Below are 25,580 nucleotides of genomic sequence, written 5' to 3'. Positions count from 1 at the left end.
TGCCCTGCTCTGGTACCGACGTTACGCAGCCTTCAGGAACGGTTTCTTCCGCTATTCTGGCCGGGTTCCGACGTTCTTCCGGAGACCTCTCGGAGGGACCCCCATGGCCTCCACCTCGGCCCGCATGCTCACCCTGCTGGGGCTGCTCCAGTCGCGTCCCGACTGGTCCGGCGCCGAGCTCGCCGCGCGCCTCGACGTCACCGGCCGCACCGTCCGGAACGACGTCGCGCGCCTGCGCGAGCTCGGTTACCCCGTCGACGCCGTGCGCGGACCGGGCGGCCGGTACCGGCTGGGGGCGGGCGCCCGGCTGCCCCCGCTCCTGCTCGACGACGCCGAGGCGGTCGCGGTCGCCGTCGGGCTGCGGGCCGCGACCGGCACGGCAGGGTTCGAGGAGTCCGGGGCCTCGGCGCTCGCGAAGCTCGAGCAGGTCATGCCCGACCGGTTGCGCCGCCGCCTCGTCGCGCTGCGGTCCGCGAGCGCCGCCGGGCCGGCCAACACCGACTCGAACGTCGAGGACCCGGTCGTCGACCCGGACACGCTGACCGCCCTCGCGGACGCCGTACGCGACCACCAGGGCCTGCGCTGCTTCTACCGCGACGAGCCGCTCGAGCTCGAGCCGTACCGCCTCGTCGCGTGGCAGCGCCGCTGGTTCCTCGTGGCCCGCGACCCGGCGACGGGCGCGTGGGCTCCCTACCGCGTCGACTGGCTCGTGCTGCGCGTGCCGGGCGGGCGGCGGTTCGCGCCGGTGGACTTCCCCGGCGACCTGACCGAGTTCGTCGTGCGCGAGGTCGCGCGCGCCGGCTGGGCCGTGCACGCGCGGATCGTCGTCGACGCCCCGGCCGAGGAGGTGCTGCGGCGCATCAACCCGACGGTCGGCACGGTCGAGCCGCTCGACGACGACCGCTGCGTCCTCGTCACCGGCGGCGACAGCGTCGAGGTCGTCGCGGTGTGGGTCGGCATGCTCGGCCTCGACTTCCACGTGACGGAACCGCAGGCGCTCGTCGACCACGTCCGCACCCTGGCAACCCGCTACACCCGCGCCACCCCCGCCTGACTCACCCACACCGCCCGCCCTCGCCGCACCCGCAACCCCTCACGCCGAACACGACCTGAGGGTCGTGATGCGCCGCTTTCCGTCCGCCAGGTCGTGCTCGACGGCGGGTGGTGTCGTTCTCGGCCCGCGTGGGCGGGCGCCCCTAGCGTGGGGGGATGGACGTGGAGGTGCGCTCCGCCGTCGGGCGCTACGACGACTTCGCCGCCGTGGTCGGGCCGCGGAGGGCCGGGGTGCGCGGGTGCTGGTGCATGTCCTACCGCGACAGCCGGGTCGGCGCCGAGGACCGCCCCGAGTTCATGGCCGACCTGTGCACGACCGACCCCGGGCCGGGCGTGCTCGCGTACGTCGACGGCGACGTCGCGGGCTGGTGCTCGGTCACGCCGCGCAGCACCTACCGACGGCTGATGAACGCCCGGACCATCCCGTTCGTCGACGACCTCGACGCGTGGAGCGCGGTGTGCTTCGTCGTCCGGGCCGGCCACCGGCGCCGGGGGCTGATGCACGACCTCCTCGCCGGCGCCGTCGAGCATGCCGCCGCGCACGGTGCGCCCGCGGTCGAGGGCTATCCCGTGGACGCGGGCGGCGAGCGCGTCGACGTGATCTCGGGGTACGTCGGCACCGTCGCGCTGTTCGAGAAGGCGGGGTTCGTGCGTGCGGCCCCGACCACCGGCGTCAGCGGCGGCGTGCCGCGCGTCGTGATGCGCAAGGCGCTCGGCTGAGCCTGCAGGGTCAGGAAGGCCCTGCGCCCCACGGGTCGACGACGGCCACGCCGGTGCCGACGAAGTCGCGGACGTTGCGCGTCGCGAGCGTCGCGTCGTGCACGCGACAGATCGCGGCGATCTGCGCGTCCGCGGTACCGATGGGTTGCCTGGCGCGGTCTCGTCCGGCCATGACTGCGCCGAACGCGTGGGCGGCCTCCTGGTCGAACGACAGCACCTGACCGCCGAGACCGGCGAGGACCGTCTCGACACGCACGACGAGCTCGTCGCGGCGCCGACCGGCCACCAACCGGGCGATGCCGTACGACATCTCCGCGACCGTGATCGACGTGAGCCAGACATCCAGCGGCGACACGCCGTCGAGCCATCGCACCACAGAGCGCTCCGGCGTCGTTCTCGTGAGCTCCGAGACGACGTTCGTGTCGAGGACGATCACGCTGGGTCGCTGAGGTCGACCACCTGGGGGCGGTCATCACGGCGCACGTCGAACACGTCCGCCTCGGTCCCGCCGATCCCGGCGAAGGTCTCGGCGATCCAGGTACCGAGACCGCGCTCGACGCCACTCGGAGAGCGAACGGCAGCGGCAAGGATCTCGCGCACCTCCGCCTCCATGGACCGCCCGTGCGCGACGGCGCGCGCTCGCAACCGTTCGCGCACGTCGTCGTCGAGCCCACGGATCGTCAGCGTCGCCATCTCGACCACCTCCGGAACGATATGCTAGCAAAATGACAGCGCCTCTCGTCACTGTCGCTCCCCGGAACGAGAGCAATGAAGTTGCGGCGAGTTGAGAGAATGGACCGTCGTGAGTACCGAGCCCGCAGCGAACCAGCCCGACGCGCGCCCTCCCCAGCGGGACGGCGCCGCCGAGGGCACCCCGCGCGAGGGTCGCCGTCGCCGCGGGAACCGCCGCGGCCGTGGGCAGGGTGACCGTTCGACGTCGGGCACCCCGACCAGCACGACGGCGACGCGACGTGGCCGGGGCGAGCGGACGCCGTCGGGCCCGCGACAGGTGAGCCGTGCGCAGCTCGATCGGGCCGCGCAGGCGCGCGAGGCCGTGACGGTCCCGCCCATCACGTACCCCGAGCAGCTTCCCGTGAGCGCCCGACGCGCGGACATCGCCGCCGCGATCCGGGACCACCAGGTCGTCATCGTGGCGGGCGAGACGGGCTCCGGGAAGACGACGCAGCTCCCCAAGATCGCGCTCGAGCTCGGCCGCGGCCGGGCGGGCCAGGTCGGGCACACGCAGCCCCGCCGCATCGCGGCCCGCACCGTCGCGGAGCGCATCGCGGAGGAGCTCGGCACGGAGCTGGGCGGCGTCGTCGGGTACCAGGTGCGGTTCACCGACACGTCCAGCGAGGACACGCTCGTCAAGGTCATGACGGACGGCATCCTGCTCGCGCAGATCCAGCGCGACCCGGAGCTGCTCGCGTACGACACGATCATCGTCGACGAGGCGCACGAGCGGTCGCTCAACATCGACTTCCTGCTCGGCTACCTCGCGCGGCTCCTGCCGCGCCGCCCCGACCTCAAGCTCATCATCACGTCGGCGACGATCGACTCCGAGCGCTTCGCGCAGCACTTCTCCCCCGCGCACCTCGCCCAGCTCGGCGGCGCGCCGGAGTACGTGGTCGACGCGCTGCCCGACGCCGCGCCCGTCGTCGAGGTGTCCGGCCGCACCTACCCGGTCGAGATCCGGTACCGGCCGCTGTCCCCCGACGTCGACCCGAGCTCCGGGAAGGCGAAGGGTCGCGCCGGCGCCGAGGAGAAGGACCTCGTGACCGGCATCGTCGACGCGTGCGACGAGCTCATGCGCGAGGGACCGGGCGACATCCTCGTGTTCCTCTCCGGCGAGCGCGAGATCCACGACGCCGCCGACGCGCTCACCGGGCACCTCAAGGACCGCGTCACCGACCCGAAGCACCCGCAGCGCGTCGAGATCCTTCCGCTGTACGCGCGGCTGTCGTCGGCCGAGCAGCACCGCGTGTTCCAGACGCACTCCTCGCGGCGCATCGTGCTCGCGACGAACGTCGCCGAGACGTCGCTCACGGTGCCGGGCATCCACTACGTCGTCGACCCCGGCACGGCCCGCATCTCTCGCTACTCCAAGGCGACGAAGGTCCAGCGCCTGCCCATCGAGCCCGTCTCGCAGGCGAGCGCGAACCAGCGCTCCGGCCGCTCCGGCCGTGTCGCCGACGGCATCGCGGTGCGCCTCTACTCCGAGGACGACTTCCTCTCCCGGCCCGAGTTCACCGAGCCGGAGATCCTGCGCACCTCCCTCGCGTCGGTGCTGCTCCAGATGATCTCCGTCGGCGTCGTCGAGACCCCCGACGAGGTCGCGCGCTTCCCGTTCGTCGAGCCCCCGGACACCCGCGCCGTGCGCGACGGCGTCCAGCTCCTCACCGAGCTCGGCGCCCTCGCCACGTCCGACGGCGTCACGCGCCTCACCGAGGTCGGGCGCGTCCTCGCGCAGCTCCCCATGGACCCGCGCCTCGCCCGCATGATCTGGGAGGGGTCGAGGCTCGGCGTCGCGCGCGAGGTCGCGATCATCGCCGCCGTCATGTCGATCCAGGACCCGCGCGAGCGCCCTGCCGAGGTCCGCGCGCAGGCCGACCAGGCGCACGCGCGCTTCACCGACCCGCACTCCGACTTCCTCACGTACCTCAACGTGTGGGAGTACGTCCGCGAGCAGCAGCACGAGCTCTCCAGCAGCGCGTTCCGCCGCCTGTGCAAGGCCGAGTACCTCAACTTCCTGCGCATCCGCGAGTGGCAGGACGTCGTCGCCCAGCTCCGCGAGATGTCCAAGCCCCTCGGCATCGACATGTCGTACAAGCCGCGCACACGCGGTGCGGACGGTAGCCCGAGCACCTCGGGGGCAGCCGCCGCGGACCCGACCACCGCCCCCGACCCGACCCCCGACACCCAGGCGTACAAGCGCGCCTGGGACGGCGACACGATCCACAAGGCGCTCCTGTCGGGCCTGCTGTCGCAGATCGGGATGCAGGACACGGGCGACGTGAAGGCGTCGTCGGTCGCGCACCTCAAGGGCGAGGCCCGGGCCAAGGCGCTGCGGCGCGCGCAGAAGCAGGCCCGCAACGAGTACACCGGCGCGCGCGGCGCGCGGTTCGCGATCTTCCCCGGGTCGCCGCTCAGCAAGAAGCCGCCGGCGTGGATCATGGCGGGCGAGCTCGTCGAGACGTCGCGGCTGTGGGCGCGCGACGTCGCGCGCATCCAGCCCGAGTGGGCCGAGGACCTCGCAGGCGACCTCGCGCGGCGCACGTACTCCGAGCCGCACTGGTCGACCAAGCGCGGCGCGGCGATCGCGACCGAGAAGGTGCTGCTGTACGGCGTGCCGATCGTCGCGGACCGCAAGGTCCTCTACGCGAAGGTCGACCCCGAGGCCGCGCGCGAGATGTTCGTCCGGCACGCGCTCGTGCAGGGCGAGTGGACGACGCACCACCAGTTCTTCCACGAGAACCGGAAGCTCCTCGAGGAAGCCGAGGAGCTGGAGGCGCGCTCGCGCCAGCGCGGGCTCGTCGTCGACGACGACGTGCTGTTCGACTTCTACGACGAGCGCGTGCCCGACGACGTCGTGTCCGCCGCGCACTTCGACCGCTGGTGGAAGACGGCGCGGCGCCGCGACCCCGACCTGCTCACGTTCACGCTCGAACAGCTCGTGCCCGACGCCGAGCAGGTCGACACGTCGCAGTTCCCGGAGACGTGGCCCCAGGGCGAGCTCACGCTCCCGCTCACGTACCAGTTCCAGCCCGGCACCGAGGCCGACGGCGTCACCGTGCACCTCCCGATCTCCGTGCTCAACCGCGTCGTGCCCGACGGGTTCGACTGGATGGTCCCCGGCCTGCTCGACGAGCTCGCCACCGCGACCATCCGCTCGCTGCCCAAGCCGGTCCGCGTCCAGCTCGTGCCGGCGCCTGACGTCGCGCGCGACGTCGTCGCCTGGCTCCGGGAGCACACGCCCGCCTGGGTGGACATGGCCCGCGCGGGCGACATGGCCGAGCCGTTCCACGTCGCGTTCACGCGCGCCGTGCGGGCGCTGCGCGACGTCGTCATCCCCGACGACGCGTGGGGCCCCGAGCAGGAGGCGCGCCTGCCCGCGCACCTGCGCATGACGTTCCGGGTCGAGGACCCGCGCGGCCGCGGCGGTTCCGTCGTGCTCGACGAGTCGAAGGACCTCCTCGCGCTCCAGCGCCGCCTCGCCGCCCAGAACCAGGCCGCGGTCCGCGCGGCGGTCAAGGGCGCGGTGGGTGCGGCGCTGCGCGAGGCGGCGTCGAGTTCCGTCTCCGGGTCGGGTACGGCGGTCTCGGGGTCGGGTTCGGCGGCGGAGGGGGCGTCGGTGCTCGGGCTACCCTCCGCGCCGCTCGATGCTCACGGCGCTCCCACTGGATCCTCGACACCCCCACGCCCTCTCGCATCCGACGCCCCCTCCCCCGCCTCCGCGTCCGGCTCACCCGGGCGAGGCGCAGGACGAGCGGGCGGCGCGTCGTCGGATGCGAAGGGCGTCGAGGCCGCGCGCGGCCACGGACGACCGACCGCCCGAGGCGACGGCGCGGCCAGCCCGAGCACCGACGGCGCACCGGCCGCGGACTCGGCCACGAGCCTGGTGAGCGAACGCACGGACCTGACGACGTGGCCCGACCTGCCCGGGGGTGCGATCCCGGCGACGGTGTCGACCGACCTCGGGGGTGGGGTCGTCGTCCGGGGGTACCCCGCGGTCGTCGAGGAGCAGGACGCGAAGGGGAAGCCGGTCGTCGCGCTCCGCGTGCTGGCCGACGCGACCGCTCAGGCACGCGAGCACGCGCGCGGCGTGCGGCGCCTGCTGCTGTCCGAGACGGCGCTCCAGACCGGGCGCGTCACGAGCCGGTGGAACGGCACGCAGTCGCTCACGATGGCGGCCAGCCCGTACCGGAACACGGACGCGCTCGTCGCGGACCTCCAGCTCGCCGCGGTGATCGCGCTGACGAGCGGCGGGAGCGGGCAGTACGGCACGCAGCCGGACGTCGCGACGATCCGCGACGCCGAGGCCTACGCGGCGGCGCGGGCGTTCGTGCGGACGCACCTGGAGGACCAGGTGCACCAGGTGGTCGGGCACGTGGTCGCCGCGCTCACGGCGTCGCGGAACCTCGACGCGGAGATCCGCGCGTCGAACAGCCTCGCGCTGCTCAACACGCTCACGGACCTGCGCGACCAGGCCGCGGGCCTGATCCACGACGGCTTCGTCTCCCAGACCCCGCCCCGACGGCTGCCGCACCTCACGCGCTACCTGCGCGCGGCGTCGTACCGGCTGGAGAAGGCGCAGGCGAACCCGAACCGCGACGCCGAGCTCGCGTGGCGCGTGCACGACGTCGAGGAGGCGTACCAGCGCGCCCGCGCCGCCTACGCCCAGGGCCCGGCAGATCCCGCCCGCGCGGCCGACCTGGCCGAGGTCCGGTGGCTGATCGAGGAGCTGCGCGTGTCGCTGTTCGCGCAACAGCTCGGCACCGACGGCCCGGTGAGCGAGAAGCGCATCCGCAAGCTCCTCGCCCCCGACGGCTGGTGACACGGGGCGGCGCACGGCGTGGGCGCCGCCCGCCGCCCCGCGGTCAGCAGGTCTCGAACACGTACGAGTACGGCTCGCCCGTCTCCTCGACGGGGTCGAACCCGCTCACGTCTGTGTCGGGCGTGACGAGGTAGAGGTCGCGCAGCACGGTCAGGGGTGCGCGGTCGCCGAGAGCGCAGACGTCGGCGAACGTGAGGCCCTCGCCCGCGAGCGGGCCGGGGTACTCGACCTGCAGCACGTGGTCCCCGTACACGTCGGTGTACGCGGAGCACTCGTCCCAGACGGCGCACTCCTCGGTCACGGCGAAGTCGAAGCCGAGGTCGTCGTGCGCGACCTGCGTGATCTCCGCGGCGTTCTTCTGGGCGATGGCGAGACCTGCGTCGTGCGCGAGGGCGACGTACGCCGTGGCGAGCGCGTGCGCGCCGGCCTCGTCGATCCGGTCGAACCGGGTCCAGGTGTCGAGGTTGTCGATCTCGACCGCGTCGAACCCGTCGTCGGCGCATCCGGTGACGACCGGGCCGATGAGGTCGACGATCCCGTCCCGCTGCGCGGCGGTCGAGGGGTCGAGCACGAACTCGTCCGGCCAGTCCGGGTCGATCACGAGCTCCCCGCCCGCGTCGTGCAGCAAGAGCTCCTCGTGGTCGAGCCAGAGGTCGGCGTCGTCGGGCTGCGTCTGGAACCCGTTGACGTAGCAGACGTTGTACGCGCCCGGGAGCGGCGCTGCCGTCGCGTCGCGCACCACCACGTCGGGGGCAACCGGCCCCGATCCCGCGTCGACCTGGTCGTAGGCGCCGCCGAGCTGGTAGTCGAGGATCCCGCTCGTGGGGGGCAGCGCGACCGCCCCCGCGGTCGTCGCGTCGGTCGTGGTCGTGCGCGCCGCGTCCGGGACCGGGCTCGTGCCGCCGACGGCGGGGCCGCTCGCGCACGCGGTCAGCACCAGCGCCGAGCCGAGTGCCAGGCCGGTCGTCGTTCGTCTCATGTGCTCGTTCCTCTCGTCGTGACGCGCTGCCCGCGCGCCATGGTGGGGGTGCCGATCAGGAGATGCAGGACGGTCCGAGGTGTCAGGCGAACACCTGGGTGCAGAGCCGGTCGACGGCGTCGCGCACAGCTCCTCGCGCCGGGGCGAGGTACTTGCGCGGGTCGGTCACCCCGTCGTTCGCGTCGAGGAAGTCTCGCACCTGACGCGTGTAGCCGACGTTGAGCGCGGTCCCGACGTTGATCTTCCGGATCCCGCGTGCGACGGCGTCGCGCAGCATCGCGGAAGGCACGCCGGACGACCCGTGCAGCACGAGCGGGACGGGGACCTCGGCGGCGATCCGCTCGACGAGGTCGAGGTCGAGCTCCGCGGTCGTGCTCGTCATGGCGTGGGAGCTGCCCACGGCGACGGCGAGCCCGTCGACACCGGTCGCGGCGACGAAGGACGCCGCCTCGTACGGGTCGGTCCGCACGCCGGGTGCGTGCGCACCGTCCTTGCCGCCGATCGCGCCGAGCTCGGCCTCGACCCACAGCGTGGTGTCGTGCGCGGACCGGGTGAGGTCGCGGGTCGTGGCGACGTTGTCCGCGTAGTCGAGGTGGGCGGCGTCGACCATGACCGACGTGATCCCGAGCCGCCACGCCTGGTCGACGACCTGGCGCGCGAGGTCGACGTCCTGGACGTGGTCGAGGTGCAGCGAGACCGGGACCCGTGCGGCGACGGCGATCTCCCGGCACGCGGCGACCAGCGCCGTCATGCGCCCCTCGTGGTAGCGGACGGCGTTCTCGCTGACCTGCAGGATGCCGGGAGCCCCGGAGTCCTCGAGGCCGGCGACGATGCCCTCGGCGTGCTCGAGCGTGATGACGTTGAACGCGAGCACGGCGGCGCCGTCGCGCACCGCCGCAGCGACGAGGTTCCCCGTCGCGGCCAAGGTCACAGGGCACCCGCCGGGACGAGGGCGCGGAGCGGCTCGGGCAGCAGGTCCCCGTGCGCCGCGACGAGCTCGTCGCACAGGGCCCAGATCTGTTCCGGCGTGAGGGTCGAGGACGCGTTCGGGTCCATGAGCACGGCCTGGCGCACGAGCCGGGGGTCGCCGGTGCGCGCCGCCTCGACGGTCAGCGCCCCGACGGAGACGTACGGCTGGTTGAGCGCCGCGCACTGTGCCGGGAGCGAGCCCATCGGCACGGGGCGCAGGCCGTCGCCGTCGACCTCCGCCGGGACCTCGACGACCGCACCCTGGGGCAGGTTGTCGATCAGGCCGTGGTTGGGGACGTTGACGTGCACCTCGCGCCGCGTGCCGGTCACGAGGGAGTGGATGATCTGGGGCGCGTACTCGCTCGCGCCGTCCTCGAGCGCGAGGTCCTCGCCGGCGGCGAGCGCACGCCGCGCCGCCTCGAACTCCGCGACGTTCTCCCGGCTGATGCCGACGTACTCGAGCGGCTGGAGGCGGTAGCGCTCGACCTGCTCGTCGGAGCGGAGGAACCACGGCAGGTACTCGGAGGAGTGCTCACTCGTCTCCGTCGGGTAGTAGCCGAGGCGGCGGAAGATCTCGACCCGGACGCGACGCTCGAGCCCGGGGTCGCGGCGGATCGTCTCGCGCAGCCGGGGGTACAGCGACTCGCCCCGGTGCTCCCACTCGAGCAGCCACGCCTGGTGGTTGACGCCCGCAGCCCGGTACCGCGTCTCCTCCACCGGGACGCCCACGAGCTCCGCGAGATCGTGCGCGGTCCAGTACACGGAGTGGCAGAGCCCGGCGACCTTGAGGTCGGGGGCGACGCTGGAGACCCACCACACGTTCATCGCCATCGGGTTCGTGTAGTTGAGCAGCCACGCCTGCGGGCACAGCTCGCGCATGTCGGTCGCGATTCCCTCGAGCACCGGGAACGTGCGCAGCGCGCGGAACACGCCACCGACGCCGGTCGTGTCGCCGATGGTCTGGCGCAGGCCGTGGCGCGCGGGGATCTCGAGGTCCTTCAGCGTCGCGTCGATGCCGCCGACCTGGATCATGTTGACGACGAAGTCGGCACCGTCGAGGGCCCGGCGACGGTCGGCGTACGCCTCGACGGTGGCCGACGCCCCGAGCTGGCGGCTCACCTGACGCGCGGTGCCCTCGGCGACGCGGAGCCGCTCGGGGTCGATGTCGTGCAGCACGAGGCGGGCGTCGGCGAGCTCCGGGTAGCGCAGGATGTCGGCGACGAGCTGGCGGGTGAAGACGACGCTCCCGGCGCCGACGAACGCGATGCTGACCATGTCGACGATCTTCGGCGCCATCGAGCGCACTGTGCAAGAATACGATCATATTTCGCTGATAACACTCACTTTGATTGAGCGATCTGCCTCGTCCGGGCACCGAGAGCCTCGGACGTCCGCCCACGCACCGCCGGAAGGAAGCGCATGTCCGTCGCACCCGACGCCGCGCCCCGCGCGATCTCCCACAAGCGCAGCGACCGCATGATGCGGGCGTTGACGTACGTCAACGAGCACGGCACGGCACGCCTCACGGAGCTGGTCCGTGAGCTCGGCGTCTCCTCGGCCACGATGCGGCGCGACCTCGCGGACATGGAGGAGCAGGGCCTCGTGCTCCGCACGCACGGCGGGGTGCGCGCCCTCGACCCCACGACGGAGGTCCCGGTGCTCCTGCGCGACTCCCGGTTCCGCGAGGCGAAGCTGCGCATCGCCCAGCACGCCGCCGGGCTGCTCCCGCCGGGGCGCTACTCCGTCGCGATCAGCGGCGGCACGACGGCGGCGGCCGTCGCGCGCGCCCTGGCGACGCGACCCGACCTCGCGATCGCCACGAACGCCCTGACGACGGCGACCGAGCTCGCCGCACGCAGCAACCTGCAGGTCATCATGACCGGCGGGTTCGTCCGCTCGAGCTCGCTGGAGGCCGTCGGAGTGCTCGCCGAGCACACGTTCAACGCGATCAACGTCGGCACCGCGTTCCTGGGCACCGACGGCATCAGCGTGCGCGGCGGCGCGACGACGCACGACGAGACGGAGGCGCGCACCAACCACGCGATGGTCGCGCACGCCGAGCGCGTCGTCGTGGTCGCGGACGGGTCGAAGGTGGGGCGCGTGACGCTCGCCAAGATGGCGGACCTCGAGGAGATCGACGTGCTCGTGACGGACTCGTCCGCCGACCCGGCGGCGCTCGACGCGATCGCCGCGGCCGGCGTCGACGTCCAGGTCGTGCCCGACGACGGTCCGGTCGCGGCCGTGCAGCCGACCGAGAGGCCGACCGCGCAGCCCTGACCCCGCAGCGCGTCTACGGCACCGGGAGCGCCACGGTCTCGACCCCGACCTCGCCGGCGAGACGGCGGGCCAGGTCCGCGTCCAGGACGGCTGCACCGGGGACCTGGGCGTTGGCCGTGCCCGCGGCGGCACCGAGCGCCACCGCCTCGGCGAGGGACGCTCCCGCGTCGAGCGCGACGAGCATCCCGCCCAGGAACGAGTCGCCGCTCCCCACCGGGAAGCGGCCGACGTGGCCCTCGAGCCGCACGCGCAGGACGCTCGTGCCGTCGCTCGCCCACGCCCCCTCCGCGCCGTCCGTGACGACCACGAGGCCGCCCGACCGGTCGCCGAGCCCGGTGACGAGCCCCGGCCCCGGCGTGTCCACGGGGACGCCCAACAGCTCCGCCGCCTCGGCCCGGTTCACTTTGACCAGGTCCGGTCCCTCGCCCACGGCACCCGCGAGCGCCGGACCGTGGCTGTCCACGGCGACGCTGGCCCCTGCCGCCCGCAGCCGGCCGACGACGGTGCCGACCACGCTCGGCGCGATCGTGCCGGGGAGGCCGCCGGACAGCAGCCACCACCCGCCGTCTCGCGCGGCGAGGTCGAGCGCGAGCCCCACGGCGCGGTCGAGCGTGTCCGGCTCCACGGGGACGGCACTCTCGTAGATCTCGGTGAGCGCGCCGGTCTCTGCGGCAAGGACGGAGACGCACGTGCGGGTCGGGTGGGTTCCCGGGACGACGTGCAGGTCCACGCCGTCGGCTCTCGCCCCGGCCGCGACGTCCTCGCCCGACCCCCCGGCGAGGACCGCCACCGCCGCCGTGCAGGCGCCGAGCGTCGCGGCGGCCCGAGCCGCGTTGAGCGCTTTGCCTCCGCCGACGCGACGGACCTCGCGCGGGCGCTGGATCCCCTCGAGCGCGTCGACGACGTACGTGACGTCGAGCGACGGGCTGAGGGCGAGCGCGGAGATCATGCGAGCGCGGCCCGCAGCGCGGCCAGCGTGGCCTGCGCTCCGGTGCCGCCCGGGCCGAGCGTCGACAAGGAGCCGGCGCAGGCGGCCCAGCGCACGCGCTCGGTCTCGTCCTCGATCCCGTGCGCGAGCGCCGCGAGGTATCCGGCGTCGAAGCTGTCACCGGCCCCGGTCGTGTCGACCACCTCCACGGCGAGCCCGGGGGCACGCACGACGGCTCCGGCCGGTCCCACGGACCACCCGCCGCGCGCACCGTCCTTGACCACGACGCGGGGGCCGCGCGCAGCGACCGTCCGGGCGAGCACGACGTCGCGGTCACCGGTGTGCGCCGCGCCCTGCGGACCTGGGCCGAGCGCGCCCGCGACGGCGCGCAGCTCGTTGCGGTTCGGCAGCAGCACGTCCACGTGGGGCAGCAGGTCCGCGAGCCCGGTCCAGCGCTCGGCGGGGTCCCAGTTCGTGTCGAGGCTCGTCGTCCACCCCCGCTCGCGCGCGGACGCGAGGACGGCGGGCAGGTCCGCGGCGAGTCGCGGCTGGAGGAAGTACGACGCGACGTGGACGACGCCGGGCGGCCCGTGCCAGCCGTCGAGCACGGCGAGCGCGTGCGAGCCCGTGAGGGTCGGGATCGTGCCCGGGACCGTGAGGATCGCCCGGTCGTCGGGCGTGGAGAGGATGACCGAGAGCCCCGTCGCCTCGTCGCGGGCGACGTCGACGGCGGACACGTCCACCCCGGCGGCGCGCAGCGCGTCGAGGGTGAAGGTGCCGAACACGTCCGCGCCGACGCGCGCGACGAGCGTCGTCGGCACCCCGAGACGCGCGACGCCGGCGGCCGCGATGCTCGCGGAGCCGCCGAGGACGAGGTCGCCGGAGTCGGCGAGCTGCTCGGCCTGGCCGAAGCGCGGGACGACGTCACCACGCAGCACGAGGTCGACGTTCGCGTCCCCGACCACGACGACGGGTCGTGGGGCGGCGGTCCGGTCGGGTGCTGCGGGAACGGTGGGGGGCGTGGTCATCCCTTGACTCCGGTGAAGGTCATGGTGGCGATGAACTGGCGCTGGGCGAACAGGAAGAACAGCACCAGCGGCAGGGTCGCGACGACGTTGCTCGCCATGAGCAGCGACCAGTCGGTCCGGCGCGCGCCCTGGAAGTTCGTGATCCCGAGCTGGAGCGTGAACGACGACGGGTCGTTGATCGCGATGAGCGGCCAGACGAGGTCGTTCCACGAGCCGAGCAGCGTGAAGATCGCGAGCGTCGCGAGCGCGGGCCGCGCGAGCGGGAGGATGATGCGCCAGAACGTGGAGAGCCGCGAGCACCCGTCGAGGACGGCCGCCTCCTCGAGCTCGGGCGGGAGCGACAGGAAGAACTGGCGCATGAGGAAGATCCCGAACGCCGACGCGAGCCACGGGACCATCGCGGCGGCGAGCGTGTCGATGATGCCGATGCGCGCGAAGAGGACGTACGTCGGGACCATGAGGAGCTGCGTCGGGATCATGATCGTCGCCATGATCGCGAGGAACCCGAACGTGCGGCCCGGGAACTTGAGCCGCGCGAACCCGTACCCGGCGAGCGAGCAGAGCACGATGTGGGACGCGACGGCGACGACCGAGACGAGGACGGTGTTCGTCGTCCAGCGCAGCACGTCCGTCTCGGTGAAGAGCTTGACGTAGCCGTCGAGCGTGAGCTGCGAGGGCCAGAACCGCGGGGGGAACCGGTTGATCTCCGCCTCGGGAGTGAGCGACGTGAGGAACATCTGCACGAACGGCGTCGCGAACAGCGCGGCGACGGGCACGAGCAGCAGGTGCCAGAGCCAGGCGCGTCGCCGCCGGCGCCGCGGCGCGGCGGTGGCGGTGGTGGAAGCCGGGGGCGGGCCGTCCGGGGCGCCGGGCGGCACCGCCTGCGGTCCGCCGGGCGCCGCGGCGTACGCGGCGGGTCCGGGAACGGTCGTCGGCATCAGAGTCCACCAACCTTCGTGCGGCGGGAGTAGAGCGTCACGGCGATGGTGATGAGCAGGGTCACGGCGAACAGCCCGTACGCCACGGCTGACGCGTACCCGAACTCGAGCTCCTTGAACGCCGCCTTCCACAGGTAGTACACGACCGTCTCGGTCGACCCGAGCGGGCCGCCGCGCGTCGTCGTGTAGACGAGGTCGAAGAGCTGGATCGCCTGGATCGTCTGCCAGATCGCGACGAACACCGTGACCGGGGCGAGCTGGGGGAACGTCACGTGCCAGAACGACTGCCACCGGTTCGCGCCGTCCACGCGAGCGGCCTCCGCGAGCTCGACCGGGATGTCCTGGAGCGCGGCGAGGTAGATGACCGTCGTGAACGCGGCCTGGCCCCACAGCGACATGATCGTGATGACGACCATCGCCTGCGACGGGTCCTCGAGCCAGCCCTGCTGCGGGAGGCCGAGGACGCGCAGCACGTTGTTCACGAACCCGAACTGCGGGTTGAACAGGTAGGTCGTGAGGATGCCGGTGGCCGCTGCGGAGACCACGAACGGCAGGAACACGAGGGTGCGGTAGACCCCGACCAGGACGAGCCGGCGGTTGAGCGCGACCGCGAGGCCGAGACCGAGGAAGAGCGAGGCCGGGACGAACAGCGCGGTGTACAGGAGCGTGTGGCCCACCGCGGCGCCCAGCTCGGCGTCGGTCAGCATGCGCCGGTAGTTGTCCGCGCCCACCGGCTCCGGGGTGGAGAAGCCGTTCCAGTCCTGCAACGACAGCAGGAACGCCCAGACCGCGGGGAAGATCGACAGCCCGACGACGAGGAGCGTCGCGGGGGTGACGAAGCCCCACCCGGCGAGCGCCTCCCCCGTCCGGCGGCGCCGCGGGGCGCGCCGGGCGGGGCTGGGCGCGAGCGTCGTCGTCACTGGTTCGCCAGCGCGTCGTTCGACTCGGCGGCGGCGCGCTCGAGCGCATCGCGCGGCTCGCCCTTGCCCTGGAGGACCTCCGAGACGGCCGTGCCGACCGCCTCGGAGAGGTTCACGTATCCCGGCACGGTCGGGCGCGGGATCGTCGCGTTCTCGCTGTTCTGCGCCATGACGTCCAGGCCGGGCATCGCCGCGACCTGTGCCTGGAACTCCGGCGAGTCGATCTCGCTCTCGCGCAGCGGGAGGTTGCCGTAGACGACGTTCCAGCGCACGTCCTGCTCGGGGTCGGTCAGCCACTTCGTGAACTCGTACGACCAGTGCTCGCGGTTCGCGTCCTGGTGGTCGAACAGGACCCACAGGTCGGCGCCGGAGATCGTCGTGTGCTCGCCGTCGTAGGTCGGCAGCCGGACCACGCCGTACTGCGTGCCCGCGACCTGGAGGTCGTACAGCGTCCACGGTCCCGACGTGACCATGCCGATCTGGTCGCTCGCGAAGATCTGCGTGAACTTGGTGTCCGTCTGGTCGAGGTAGACCGACCCGTCCTGGACGGCCATGTCGCGCAGGAACGTCAGCGCGTCCACGCCCGCGTCGGAGTCGAACGTCGCGGTGGTGCCGGACTCGTCGAGGATCTCGCCGCCCCGCTGCCACAGGTGCGGCCAGAACTGCCAGGTCGTCTCCTCGGAGCCGGAGACGCCGTACGCGTAGCCGTAGGTGCTCGTCGCGGGGTCCGTGAGCTCCTTCGCCGCGGCACGGAAGTCGTCCCAGGTCCAGTCCTCGGTCGGGTAGTCCACGCCGGCGGCGTCGAACACCGTCTTGTTGTACAGGAGGGAGAGGTTGTCGACGACCGCCGGGAAGCCGATCGTCGTCTCGCCGTCCGGCTGCGCGGTGGCGCGGGCGGCCCCGGAGAACTCGTCCCAGCCGACGCCGGGGTCGCTCACCTGGTCGGTGATGTCGAGCGTGCGCTCCGACTCGGCGAGCTCGCTCGCCCACGAGCCGAACGCGTAGGAGATGTCCGGGTAGGTACCGCCCGCGAACGAGGACGACAGCTTCTGCAGCAGATCCTCCGTCGACGGCGCGCCCGAGGACACCTCGATCGTGACGTTGGGGTGGAGCTCCTCGAACTCCTCGGCGAGGCCCGTGAGGATGGTCTGCGCCTGGTCGGCCTGGCCGGTCCACCACGTGAGGGTGACGTCGGCCTCGGGGTCGAGGGTCGTGGCGCCCGACGTCCCGGACGAGCACGCCGCGAGCAGCAGGGCGCCGGAGACGACGACCGCTCCGGCGGCTCCCCGGGCCACGGAGAGAGGACGGTCGGGACGGCGGCGGGTGGGATGACGGAACATTGTCGGCCTTGTCTCTTGGGCGGTCTCTTCGTCGAGTGTCCGGGTACTGCGTCCCCGTCGGTGACGGGCTGTCGCGGATCGTCCTCAGCCGAGGACGACGGAGCGGGTGAGGTGGCGCGGCGCGTCGGCGTCGAGGCCGCGGTCGGCCGCGAGGGCGACGGCGAGGCGCTGGCACTGCACGAGCTGGACCAGTGGGTCCCCGGCGAGGTGCACGACGGTCGCGCCGGTGCGCCGCACGTCCTCGGCGAGCGCCGGGTCGTCGTCGCCCAGCAGGATGACGAGCGTCGCGTCGGTCGCGACGGCGACCGGCCCGTGCCGGTAGTCGAGCGCCGGGTAGGACTCGGACCACGCCTGCGCCGCCTCGCGGATCTTCAGCGCCGCCTCCTGCGCGAGGCCGTAGGCCCACGAGCGGCCGAGGAACACGAAGTGCTCGAACGCGCCCGGCTCGACGGGCAGCGGCGCCGCGAGCGCCCGCTCGGCCTGCTCGACGAGGTCGGAGAGGTTCTCCCCGAACGCCTGGCGGGCGACGGCGAGCACGGTGGTCGGGAACCGCGTCTGGACGACCGACTCCTCGTCCGCGAGATCGAGCACGAGGACGTCGTCCGCCGCGAGAGCGACGGGCGTCCCGGCGACCCCGACGACCGCCGCGGTGCGCGTGCCCGCGGGGACGGCCGCGAGCGCCTCGAGGCACTCGCTCGTGGTCCCGGAACGGCTGATGACGACCACGCGGTCGTAGGGCCGCGTCGGGCGCCACTCCGACGCGTACGCGGCGTCGGTCTCGCCGAGCCCCGCGTCCTCACGGAGGACCGCGATCGCCTCGGCGACGAACGCGCTCGTCCCGCACCCGAGCACGAGGACGCGCTCGCCGGGCGCGCCGAGCACGGAACCGGTGGCGGGTCCGCCCGCGAGGGCCCTGGCCCACACCTCGGGCTGGCTGTGGATCTCTCGCTCGGTGACGGCGCTCGGGCTCACGTGCTTGTCCTGTCGTCGGCGGGGCCGTGACCCCGGGTCCTGCGGTGGGTGGGTGCCGCTCGGCGCGGACCCGATGCCCAAGATTCTGCTCATGCTCTGCGCGATAGTCACGTAGAGTGGCACATTCACTCACTCCGGATGATCGGTTCGCGTAACATCCGTGAAATCTGCGCGCGCGGGGCCGATGCTCGGGGACGTGACCGATCCTCTCCACCACACCGCCCCGCCCCCGGAGCCGCCCGCACCCGACCTGCGGCTCGCCGACTGGGAGCCGCGTGCCCGCGTGCGGCTCCCCCGGACCGACGTCCCCCGGGCCGCGGTGCCCGCCGTCGACGTCCACAACCACCTGGGCCGCTGGCTCACCACCGACTGGTGCGCGCCCGACGTCCCGGCGCTGCTCGACCTGATGGACCGCACGAACGTGCGCACGGTCGTCAACCTCGACGGCCTGTGGGGCGACGAGCTCGAGGCCAACCTCGACCGGTACGACCGCGCGCACCCGGGCCGGTTCCTCACCTTCTGCCAGGTCGACTGGACGGCGCTCGCCCACGCGGGCGGCGAGCGCGCGGTGCAGCGCCAGCTCCGCGACGCCGCGGCGCGCGGCGCCCGCGGGCTCAAGGTGTGGAAGAACCTCGGCCTGACCGTCACCGGCCCGGACGGCGCGCTCGTCGCGCCCGACGACCCGCGCGTCCTCGAGACGCTCGCGCTCGCGGGCGAGCTCGGGCTGCCCGTCCTGATCCACGTCGCCGACCCGAAGGCGTTCTTCGACCCGCTGGACCGGTACAACGAGCGCGTCGACGAGCTCGCCGCGCAGCCGTCGTGGTCGTTCGCCGACCGGTCCCGCTTCCCGTCGTTCGAGCACCTGCTCGACGCGTTCGAACGTCTGCTCGTCGCGACGCCGGGGACCACCTATGTCGGCGCGCACGTCGGCTGCGTCGCGGAGGACCTCGACCACGTCTCCCGGCTCCTGCGGGCCGCGCCGAACCTCGTCGTCGACATCGCGGGCCGGCTGGGCGAGCTCGGGCGTCAGCCACGGCGCTTCCGCCGGCTCGTCGAGGAGTTCCCCGACCGGGTCCTGTTCGGCACCGACGCTTTCCCGTTGTCCCGCGAGCAGCTCGAGACGCACTTCCGGTTCCTCGAGACGGCCGACGAGCACTTCGCCTACGCCCCCGGCGACCCCGTACCGCCGCAGGGTCGCTGGGCCATCTCGGGAGCGGACCTCCCCGCCCACCTCCTGCCGGCGCTCTACGCGGGGAACGCGCGCCGGGTGCTCAGGCTCGACGCGGACTGACCCACCGCCTCACGGCAGCACGACCTCCCGCGCCGGGTGGACCGAGGCGTCGAGCACCACCCGGTCCCCGAGCGGCTCGTCGAGCTCGACGACGAACGGCGTCGGCGGGTTCGACGGGCAGTTCGCCTCGCCCGTGCGCGGCTCGACGCCGACCGTCACCGCGACGGCGTCGTCGCGCACGGCGAGCGCTGACAGCCGCACCCGGCCCTCGGCATCTTCGCCGTTGTTGCACGCCATCTCGGTGACGAGCAGGTGCAGCTCGCGCGCGTCGGGCACCGGCGGGTGCTCCGGGTCCAGGGTGAGCGTCGCGGTGCCGAGCTCGCCGAGATCGGCGCGCAGCGCGCAGGTCTGGGCGGCGGTGAGGACCCACGTGGGCGACGGGTCGAGGTTCGGCGCGTCGGTCCACTCGATCACCAGCATCTCGTGCGTGCGCACGTCGCCCGCGCCCAGGTCCTCGGGGCCGTCGAGCTCGCGCAGGAGGGCGACCCGCTCGGCGCCGTCCTCGACGACGGTCCACTCGGCAGGGTCGATCGGCGGCACCTCGAGACCGTCGAGTGCGGCCCGGCCGTCCTCGCTCAGGTGGTCCGCCGTCACGCCCGACTCCAGCACGTCGTCGGGGACGACGGTCTCCCAGCACCGGTACGACCCCTCGCCCGCGGTCCTGCTCGCCGGCCCGTCCGCCGTCGCACAGGCTCCGAGGCCCAGGACGACCGCCAGCCCGGCCCCGACCACGCGCCCAGCACGACCCACCTGGATCTCCCTCATGTCCCGTCTGTGTGCCGACCGTACGCGACCTTGCGAGCCCCGCCGCGCCCCGTTCAACGACCGGCCGCTTCACTCGTGGTGAGCGAGAGCGTGCGCACTGTCACACTGTCGGACAAGACAAACCCCATACGGATGTCTTGGAATGGGACCCATCGACCACAACCGTCGCCGCCGGGGCGACGCCCGCAGGTAGGGGGACACCATGACACGAGCCGTCGTCACCGGCTACGGGGCGGTGACCCCCGTGGGGCTCACCGCGGAGGACACCTGGGACGCGCTGCTGCGCGGCGAGCCCGGGGTGCGGGCCATCAAGGAGGACTGGGCCGCCGACCTGCCCGTGCGCATCGCGGCACGGGTGGACGACGCCTTCGCGGAGGGGCTCGCCGTGCGCGAGGCGCGCCGCACGGACCGGGCCGAGCAGCTCACGCTCGTCGCGGGCCGCGAGGCCTGGGCGTCGGCCGGGTCGCCCGACGTCGACCCCACACGGCTCGCCATCGTCGTCGGGTCCGCGAACGGCGGGATCGCGACGACGCTCGACCAGTCCCACGTGCTCGACGAGCAGGGGCCCCGGCGCGTCTCGCCGCACACCGTGACCATGCTCATGGCCAACGGTCCGGCGGCCTGGCTCTCGATCGACCTGGGGGCCAAGGCGGGCGCGCGGGCGCCGATCAGCGCGTGCGCCGCGGGGTCGGAGGCGATCACGATGGGCCGCGAGATGATCCTCGCCGGGTCGGCCGACGTCGTGGTGTGCGGCGGGGTGGAGGCGGGCGTCCGGCCGTTCTCGCTCGCCGCGTTCGCCGCGGCCCGGGCGATGTCGACGCGCAACGACCAGCCCGAGCGCGCGTCGCGACCGTTCGACGTGCACCGCGACGGCTTCGTCATGGGCGAGGGTTCGACGCTCCTCGTCCTCGAGAGCGAGGAGCACGCGCGAGCCCGCGGTGCCACGGTGCACGGGGTGGTCTCCGGCGCCGCGCTGACCTCCGACGCGTTCGACATCGTCGGCGGCGACCCCGAGAACCAGGCACGGACGATCGGGATGGCCCTGCGCTCGGCGGGCCTCTCCCCCGGCGACCTCGGGCTCGTCCACGCGCACGCGACGTCCACCCCCGTGGGCGACGTCAACGAGTCCGACGCCCTGCACGCCGCGCTCGGCATGCCGCCGCCCGTGACGAGCACCAAGGGAGCGACGGGCCACCTGCTCGGTGCCTCGGGCGCGCTGGGCATCCTCGTCGCGCTGCTCGCCGTGCGCGACGGCCGCGTGCCGCCGACGCTCAACCTCGACGCGCTGGACCCGGCGATCGACCTCGACGTCGTGCGGGGCGCCGCCCGGGAGACGGCCGCCCGGCACGCGCTGGTCAACGCGTTCGGGTTCGGCGGCCACAGCGCGAGCGTCGTCGTCTCGCGCGACTGATCTTTCCGCGCCGAGGACGACGCCGCTGTCGTTCTCGGCATCCAGGTCGCCATCGAGCCCGTGCTCGACGGCGAGCACCCTCGGTGTCGCGTGAGGATGGGGTCATGGACCTCGACGCCCGGCTCGCCGACATCACGACGCTCACCGTCGACGCGATCGTCAACGCCGCCAACTCGTCGCTGCTCGGTGGCGGGGGCGTGGACGGTGCGATCCACGCAGCCGCCGGTCCCGGGCTCCTGGAGGAGTGCCGCCGGATCCGACGCACCGCCCTCCCCGACGGCCTGCCCGTCGGCGACGCCGTCGCGACCGGCGCCTACGACCTCCCCGCCCGCTGGGTCGTCCACACCGTCGGGCCGAACCGCCATCGCGGCCAGACCGACCCTGTGCTCCTCGCGTCGTGCTTCACGCGCTCGCTCGACGTCGCCGCCGACCTCGGCGCCGCGACCGTCGCCTTCCCCGCCGTGAGCGCGGGCGTCTACGGCTGGGACGTCGACGACGTCGCGCGGGTCGCGGTCGGGGCCGTGCGCGGGTGGTCCGCCGCCCGTGCGGGTGCCGACCTGGGTGGCACCGCCGTGACGTTCGCGCTCGCGTCGCCCCGCGCCCTGGCGGCGTTCGAGGCCGCCCTCGGGAGCTGAGCCGGGCGCCCCGGAGCTGAGCCAGGGGTCAGGGTCAGCCTCGCGAGGATCAGGGTCGGTTCGGGGGACTTCCCGATACCGCCGCGACGAGCGCACTCCTACCGTCGAGGTATGAGCACCTCAGACGCCTCCGCAGCCTCGTTCCGGCCGACCCTGTCCCGGCCGCGCCACGGTCGGATGATCGCGGGCGTGTGCGCGGGGATCGCCCGCCGGTTCGGGTGGGACCCGACCGTCGTCCGTATCGTCGCCGCCGTCTCGATCCTGCTCCCCGGCCCGCAGGTCATCGCGTACCTCATCCTCTGGGCCCTCATGCCCAACGACCGCGACTGAGCCGGTCGCGCCGGGCGCCGGGCGCCGGTCACCCGGTCGGCCGAACCCGGGGTTGCGGGCGGTCTCGGGCTCGAGATCGCCCGCAACCCCGGGTTCGGCGTGGGGCCGGGGCGTCAGCCCGGGAGACCGCGCAGGCGACGCCGGGCGACGACGATCGTCGCGCCGCCGGCGACCAGCACGACGGCGAGGCCCACCAGGGCGCCGACGTGCGACCCGGTCGTGGCGAGCCCGTCCGGCCGGCCCGGCTCCTCGCCGTCCGACCCGCCGGGCGCGCCGTCCGCGGCGAGGACCTCGAGCTCCGTCCACAGGACGCGGCCGTCCACCTGCCCGACGATCGCGAACCGGTGCTCGCCCGCCGCGACGTCGGCGGGGATCGTCACGGTCGCGGTGAGGGTGCCCGAGGCGTCGGCGCGGACCATGCCCAGGTCGGCCGGGGTCGAGAAGAGGGTCGCGGAGACCCACTCGCCGGGCGCGAAGCCCTCGGCCGTCGCCGTGACCTGCTCCCCCGCGCGGACGCGCGCCGGGGAGAGGGTGACGCCGCCGTGGTTCGCGTCGGTGAGGTCGTCGACGTCGACCGTGTGGAGCGGGGACGACGGAGGCTGCTCGCCCGCGCCGGGCGTCTCGCCGGGCTCGCCCGGTCCGCCCGGGTTCTCGCCGTCGAGGTGACCCTCGAACACGTCGGACGCCGCGCCGAGGCTCAGGAGCACGGTCTCGCCCGTGGCGTCGTCGAGGCCGTCGTTGTCGGTGATTGCCCAGACCGTGCCGTCGCCGCCGACCGTGAGGCCCTCGAGCTTCTCCTGCGTCCAGCCGTTCGTGGCGCGCAGGGCGGGCAGGACGTCGTGCGCGAGCGTCTTGGTGACGGCGACCGGCGTCGTCGACGCGGCGCCGACGGCGACGTCGGGTACGTCGACCGCGTAGACGCGCTTCACCGCGGCGGCGGGGCCGTTGAGCTTGTCGCGCTCGATCACGGCGAGGGTGTCGTGGTCGACGACGGTCACCTCGCTGAGGCCCAGCCAGTCGCCGTCGGTCGTGGTCTGCTCGAGCGGGTACGCGAACCAGTCCCACGTTCCCGACGCGACGTCGTAGCGGCCGAGGCGCGCGGTGCCCGCCGTGCCGCCCTCGTCGGTGGTCAGGCCGCGCTGGAGCGCGACCCACACCTGCTCGCCCGCAGCCTCTCCCGCGGCTCCGTCGGCCGTCGAGACCGCCGGGGCGACCGCGACGCCCTCGATGCCCTGCTTGCCGAGGCCCGCGGCGACCGCCTCGGGCAGCGCGACCGACTCGACGACCGCGCCCGCGGCATCGACGCGCACGATGGCGTTCTCCGCACCGGTCGCGCCCTCGACGCCGAGCCAGAACCCGCCGTCGGCGCGCGCCGCGACGCCCTCGACGTCGAGGCCCACCGGGGCGCCGTCGCGCGTGAGCGTCACGGTCCGGTCGATGACGGCCGGGGAGCCCGCGCCGTAGCCGCTCACGTCGAGCGACAGGAGCTGCGTCGTGGAGTACGCGGCGTCGGTCGCCGTCCACAGGCGCTGGGGATCGGTCGGGTCGGCGGTCAGCGCGCCGAGCGCGCCCCAGCCGATCGGGGCGCCGGCCTGCGCGCCCTCGGTCGCGTCCGCGGAGACGACGCTCGGGAACTGCGGCGACCCCGCGCCGTCGGACCACTGCGCGCCGCGCCCGAACACGGTGACGGCCGACCGCACGCCCGCACCGGCGTCGTCCTCCTCGCTCGAGACGACGAGCAGGTCGCGCTCCGGGACGACGAGCAGGCCCTCGGGACCGTTGGTCGTCGCGAGCACCTGGACGAACCGCGGGGCGCTCGGCTCGGAGACGTCGTAGACGGCGACGAAGTTCGAGCGCTCCGACCCGACGAACGCGTAGCGCGTCCCGCCGAGCGTCGCGACGGTCAGGCCCTCGGGCTCGACGCCCTTCTTGGCCGCACGGTCCTCCGTGTGCAGGCCGACGCGGACGGCGAGGCGCTCGAGCTCCGCGCCCGCGTCCCAGACGACCTCGCCCGACGCGGCGTCGAACACCGACCAGCCGCGCGAGCCGCCCTTCCAGTCGCCCTCGTTCGCGGTCGCGACGTGCGCGTCGTCGAGCCAGCCGATCGCGTCGGGCTCGCGCGGCGTCGCGGGGATCGACCCGGTCTGGTCGATCACGCCGTCCTTCTTCACGTCGATCCCGGACACGGCGACAGCGCCCGCGGAGAAGACGGTCTCGATCTCGCCCGTCGCGATGTCGACGACGGCGACGCCGTTGTTCTCCTGGAGCGTCACCGCGACCTTCGTGCCCGCCGGGTTGACGGCGACGTACTCGGGCTCGGGGTCCTGCGGGGTGTCGAGGCCGGCCGCCTCGACGACCGGGAGCGGCGCGCCGGCCTCGTCGAGGAAGGAGACGGCGCGGGTCGACCAGGCGGCCGGGTCGTCGCCCGGCAGGTCGAGGATCTGGAGGAAGCCGCCGGGGAGCTGCGGGAGGTCGCCCTCGTCACCCCCCTCAGGGGTGATCTCCTCGTCACGCTGGTTCTCGATCGCGACGACGGCGTGCGCGCCGTCGGGCGTCACGGCGACCGAGTCGGGCTGGCCGCCGAGGTCGAACGACCGCACGCGCTCGCGCGTGGCGAGGTCGACGACGTCGAGGCGACCGCTGGGCTCGGTGAAGCTCACGGAGGTGTCCACGACGACGAGCACGTACCCGCCGACGATCGCGACCGACGTCGGCTCGTCGTGCTCCGAGCCGAGCTCGGCGAGGCTCAGCGTGCCCAGGCCCTTCGGCGCGGTCGGGTCCGTGATGTCGAGGAAGCCGATGCGGCGCGCGAGCGCGTCCGTGTGGACGACCGTGCGCCCGTCCTCGCTCACCGCCGAGATCTCGGCGACCGTCTCGGCAGCGGCGTCCTCGCCGGCCGGGCGGTTCTGGAACACGGGGTACGTGGCGAGGCGGTGGAACGCCTCGTCCGCGGCGGGCGCCGTCCAGGCGGCCTGAGCCGCGAGGCCGAGCGCCGCCGTCGGGGACGACGACGCGCCGCCGGCCGGGTGCGCGGGAGCCGCCGCGAGCGCGGGCAGCGCGCCCAGGCCCAGGATGAGCGTCGCGCCCGTGGCGACGAGCGCGGCGAGGCGCGTGCGACGGGCCGGGGCGCGCACGGGGGTGCGCATCGCGGTCCGCTGACGGGCCTGCTCAGGGATGGCTGGCATGTCTCTCCTTCGACGAGGGTCGAGCAGAGGCTGGTGGCCCGCGGTGGCGCGACGACGACCGTCCCGGGACCGGCGGGTGACGGGTGGATGAACAGTGCGCGCCGGCAGGTGCGGGCCTCTGGAGACCCACCCGTTGCCCCGAGCGACAGGTTTCGGGGCGGAGTACCTGATACTTCCGCCCCGTGACCGAATCGTGACGGCGAAAGTACCTAGTACTCGCTGTCCGCCCTGTCCCGGTGGTTGCTAGCGTCGTTCGGGATTTACCTGCTACTCCACGTCCCGCCA

Annotated in this window: 21 protein-coding genes; 8 read left to right on the top strand and 13 right to left on the bottom strand. The window is 73.9% G+C overall.

Annotated elements, in window-relative coordinates; all coding sequences use genetic code 11:
• The first annotated feature begins 103 nt into the window (after positions 1 to 103).
• On the top strand, positions 104 to 1,054 hold the full coding sequence (locus tag CCE02nite_RS01000; RefSeq protein ID WP_141387318.1) for a helix-turn-helix transcriptional regulator: 951 nt from the start codon (positions 104 to 106) through the stop codon (positions 1,052 to 1,054).
• Between the two features lie 155 nt (positions 1,055 to 1,209).
• A complete protein-coding gene (locus CCE02nite_RS00995; RefSeq protein WP_141387316.1) occupies positions 1,210 to 1,773 on the top strand; it encodes a GNAT family N-acetyltransferase in 564 nt (187 codons plus the stop codon).
• Between the two features lie 10 nt (positions 1,774 to 1,783).
• Here the strand turns inward: CCE02nite_RS00995 and CCE02nite_RS00990 are convergent, their stop codons facing one another.
• Positions 1,784 to 2,209 carry a type II toxin-antitoxin system VapC family toxin gene (locus CCE02nite_RS00990; RefSeq protein ID WP_141387314.1) on the bottom strand — a complete coding sequence of 142 codons (426 nt, stop codon included), beginning with the start codon at positions 2,207 to 2,209 and terminating at the stop codon, positions 1,784 to 1,786.
• The gene (locus CCE02nite_RS00985) at positions 2,206 to 2,466 is read right to left on the bottom strand and encodes a FitA-like ribbon-helix-helix domain-containing protein (protein ID WP_141387312.1); all 261 of its coding nucleotides are present in this window, start codon (positions 2,464 to 2,466) and stop codon (positions 2,206 to 2,208) included. Before CCE02nite_RS00985 ends, CCE02nite_RS00990 begins: the two co-directional genes overlap by 4 nt.
• Positions 2,467 to 2,575: 109 nt before the next feature.
• On the opposite strand from CCE02nite_RS00985, the gene hrpA reads away from it, so the two are divergent.
• Complete coding sequence (gene hrpA / locus CCE02nite_RS00980; RefSeq protein ID WP_371861889.1) at positions 2,576 to 7,327, top strand: ATP-dependent RNA helicase HrpA; 4,752 nt, start codon at positions 2,576 to 2,578, stop codon at positions 7,325 to 7,327.
• 43 nt (positions 7,328 to 7,370) lie between these two features.
• Here hrpA and CCE02nite_RS00975 read toward each other — a convergent pair whose 3' ends face one another.
• From CCE02nite_RS00975 to CCE02nite_RS00965, 3 genes are all read right to left on the bottom strand, one after another.
• Complete coding sequence (locus CCE02nite_RS00975; RefSeq protein ID WP_141387310.1) at positions 7,371 to 8,306, bottom strand: endo alpha-1,4 polygalactosaminidase; 936 nt, start codon at positions 8,304 to 8,306, stop codon at positions 7,371 to 7,373.
• An 82-nt stretch (positions 8,307 to 8,388) separates the two neighbouring features.
• Complete coding sequence (locus CCE02nite_RS00970) at positions 8,389 to 9,237, bottom strand: class II fructose-bisphosphate aldolase (protein ID WP_141387308.1); 849 nt, start codon at positions 9,235 to 9,237, stop codon at positions 8,389 to 8,391.
• A complete protein-coding gene (locus CCE02nite_RS00965; RefSeq protein WP_255318561.1) occupies positions 9,234 to 10,571 on the bottom strand; it encodes an alpha-glucosidase/alpha-galactosidase in 1,338 nt (445 codons plus the stop codon). The genes CCE02nite_RS00970 and CCE02nite_RS00965 overlap by 4 nt, the downstream gene beginning before the upstream one ends.
• 123 nt (positions 10,572 to 10,694) lie before the next feature.
• Between CCE02nite_RS00965 and CCE02nite_RS00960 the strand changes: the two genes are divergently transcribed.
• Positions 10,695 to 11,552: a DeoR/GlpR family DNA-binding transcription regulator gene (locus CCE02nite_RS00960; protein ID WP_141387306.1), complete on the top strand. Its 858-nt coding sequence runs from the start codon at positions 10,695 to 10,697 to the stop codon at positions 11,550 to 11,552.
• 13 nt (positions 11,553 to 11,565) lie between these two features.
• Here the strand turns inward: CCE02nite_RS00960 and CCE02nite_RS00955 are convergent, their stop codons facing one another.
• The 6 genes from CCE02nite_RS00955 to CCE02nite_RS00930 all read right to left on the bottom strand — a co-directional run bounded on the left by CCE02nite_RS00955 (position 11,566) and on the right by CCE02nite_RS00930 (position 17,678).
• Positions 11,566 to 12,501 (bottom strand): 1-phosphofructokinase family hexose kinase, encoded by a 936-nt coding sequence (locus tag CCE02nite_RS00955; protein WP_141387304.1) that lies wholly within the window; start codon positions 12,499 to 12,501, stop codon positions 11,566 to 11,568.
• Positions 12,498 to 13,508 carry a carbohydrate kinase family protein gene (locus tag CCE02nite_RS00950; RefSeq protein WP_141387302.1) on the bottom strand — a complete coding sequence of 337 codons (1,011 nt, stop codon included), beginning with the start codon at positions 13,506 to 13,508 and terminating at the stop codon, positions 12,498 to 12,500. Before CCE02nite_RS00950 ends, CCE02nite_RS00955 begins: the two co-directional genes overlap by 4 nt.
• Complete coding sequence (locus CCE02nite_RS00945) at positions 13,505 to 14,446, bottom strand: carbohydrate ABC transporter permease (protein WP_141387300.1); 942 nt, start codon at positions 14,444 to 14,446, stop codon at positions 13,505 to 13,507. Before CCE02nite_RS00945 ends, CCE02nite_RS00950 begins: the two co-directional genes overlap by 4 nt.
• Positions 14,446 to 15,366, bottom strand: a complete 921-nt coding sequence (locus tag CCE02nite_RS00940; protein ID WP_141387298.1) for a carbohydrate ABC transporter permease — start codon at positions 15,364 to 15,366, stop codon at positions 14,446 to 14,448. Before CCE02nite_RS00940 ends, CCE02nite_RS00945 begins: the two co-directional genes overlap by 1 nt.
• A complete protein-coding gene (locus CCE02nite_RS00935) occupies positions 15,363 to 16,661 on the bottom strand; it encodes an ABC transporter substrate-binding protein (protein ID WP_255318560.1) in 1,299 nt (432 codons plus the stop codon). Before CCE02nite_RS00935 ends, CCE02nite_RS00940 begins: the two co-directional genes overlap by 4 nt.
• 129 nt (positions 16,662 to 16,790) lie before the next feature.
• Positions 16,791 to 17,678, bottom strand: coding sequence for an SIS domain-containing protein (locus tag CCE02nite_RS00930; protein ID WP_255318559.1), 888 nt, complete (start codon positions 17,676 to 17,678; stop codon positions 16,791 to 16,793).
• A gap of 196 nt (positions 17,679 to 17,874) precedes the next feature.
• Here CCE02nite_RS00930 and CCE02nite_RS00925 point away from each other — a divergent pair, with 196 nt between their 5' ends.
• Positions 17,875 to 18,969 (top strand): amidohydrolase family protein, encoded by a 1,095-nt coding sequence (locus CCE02nite_RS00925; protein WP_255318558.1) that lies wholly within the window; start codon positions 17,875 to 17,877, stop codon positions 18,967 to 18,969.
• A gap of 9 nt (positions 18,970 to 18,978) precedes the next feature.
• Here the strand turns inward: CCE02nite_RS00925 and CCE02nite_RS00920 are convergent, their stop codons facing one another.
• The gene (locus tag CCE02nite_RS00920; protein WP_141387292.1) at positions 18,979 to 19,734 is read right to left on the bottom strand and encodes a hypothetical protein; all 756 of its coding nucleotides are present in this window, start codon (positions 19,732 to 19,734) and stop codon (positions 18,979 to 18,981) included.
• Between the two features lie 202 nt (positions 19,735 to 19,936).
• Here CCE02nite_RS00920 and CCE02nite_RS00915 point away from each other — a divergent pair, with 202 nt between their 5' ends.
• The 3 genes from CCE02nite_RS00915 (at position 19,937) to CCE02nite_RS00905 (ending at position 22,110) form a co-directional block, all read left to right on the top strand.
• Positions 19,937 to 21,145, top strand: a complete 1,209-nt coding sequence (locus CCE02nite_RS00915; RefSeq protein ID WP_141387290.1) for a beta-ketoacyl-[acyl-carrier-protein] synthase family protein — start codon at positions 19,937 to 19,939, stop codon at positions 21,143 to 21,145.
• Between the two features lie 104 nt (positions 21,146 to 21,249).
• Positions 21,250 to 21,780, top strand: coding sequence for an O-acetyl-ADP-ribose deacetylase (locus CCE02nite_RS00910; protein ID WP_141387288.1), 531 nt, complete (start codon positions 21,250 to 21,252; stop codon positions 21,778 to 21,780).
• Positions 21,781 to 21,891: 111 nt separating this feature from the next.
• A complete protein-coding gene (locus CCE02nite_RS00905) occupies positions 21,892 to 22,110 on the top strand; it encodes a PspC domain-containing protein (protein ID WP_053370472.1) in 219 nt (72 codons plus the stop codon).
• Positions 22,111 to 22,223: 113 nt separating this feature from the next.
• Here the strand turns inward: CCE02nite_RS00905 and CCE02nite_RS00900 are convergent, their stop codons facing one another.
• Positions 22,224 to 25,295 carry an esterase-like activity of phytase family protein gene (locus CCE02nite_RS00900; protein WP_255318557.1) on the bottom strand — a complete coding sequence of 1,024 codons (3,072 nt, stop codon included), beginning with the start codon at positions 25,293 to 25,295 and terminating at the stop codon, positions 22,224 to 22,226.
• Positions 25,296 to 25,580: the final 285 nt, after the last annotated feature.

The organism is Cellulosimicrobium cellulans (assembly GCF_006539945.1).
Taxonomy (GTDB): Bacteria; Actinomycetota; Actinomycetes; order Actinomycetales; family Cellulomonadaceae; genus Cellulosimicrobium; species Cellulosimicrobium cellulans.
This window is presented reverse-complemented; position numbering and strand designations above follow the sequence as displayed.

Coding starts and splice junctions, on each gene's coding strand:
- CCE02nite_RS00910 (WP_141387288.1), top strand. CDS start 21,250: ATGGACCTCGACGCCCGGCTCGCCGACATCACGACGCTCACCGTCGAC.
- CCE02nite_RS00955 (WP_141387304.1), bottom strand. CDS start 12,501: ATGATCTCCGCGCTCGCCCTCAGCCCGTCGCTCGACGTCACGTACGTC.
- CCE02nite_RS00945 (WP_141387300.1), bottom strand. CDS start 14,446: ATGCCGACGACCGTTCCCGGACCCGCCGCGTACGCCGCGGCGCCCGGC.
- CCE02nite_RS00995 (WP_141387316.1), top strand. CDS start 1,210: ATGGACGTGGAGGTGCGCTCCGCCGTCGGGCGCTACGACGACTTCGCC.
- CCE02nite_RS01000 (WP_141387318.1), top strand. CDS start 104: ATGGCCTCCACCTCGGCCCGCATGCTCACCCTGCTGGGGCTGCTCCAG.
- CCE02nite_RS00905 (WP_053370472.1), top strand. CDS start 21,892: ATGAGCACCTCAGACGCCTCCGCAGCCTCGTTCCGGCCGACCCTGTCC.
- CCE02nite_RS00960 (WP_141387306.1), top strand. CDS start 10,695: ATGTCCGTCGCACCCGACGCCGCGCCCCGCGCGATCTCCCACAAGCGC.
- CCE02nite_RS00900 (WP_255318557.1), bottom strand. CDS start 25,295: ATGCCAGCCATCCCTGAGCAGGCCCGTCAGCGGACCGCGATGCGCACC.
- CCE02nite_RS00920 (WP_141387292.1), bottom strand. CDS start 19,734: ATGAGGGAGATCCAGGTGGGTCGTGCTGGGCGCGTGGTCGGGGCCGGG.
- CCE02nite_RS00975 (WP_141387310.1), bottom strand. CDS start 8,306: ATGAGACGAACGACGACCGGCCTGGCACTCGGCTCGGCGCTGGTGCTG.
- CCE02nite_RS00950 (WP_141387302.1), bottom strand. CDS start 13,508: ATGACCACGCCCCCCACCGTTCCCGCAGCACCCGACCGGACCGCCGCC.
- CCE02nite_RS00985 (WP_141387312.1), bottom strand. CDS start 2,466: ATGGCGACGCTGACGATCCGTGGGCTCGACGACGACGTGCGCGAACGG.
- CCE02nite_RS00915 (WP_141387290.1), top strand. CDS start 19,937: ATGACACGAGCCGTCGTCACCGGCTACGGGGCGGTGACCCCCGTGGGG.
- CCE02nite_RS00965 (WP_255318561.1), bottom strand. CDS start 10,571: ATGGCGCCGAAGATCGTCGACATGGTCAGCATCGCGTTCGTCGGCGCC.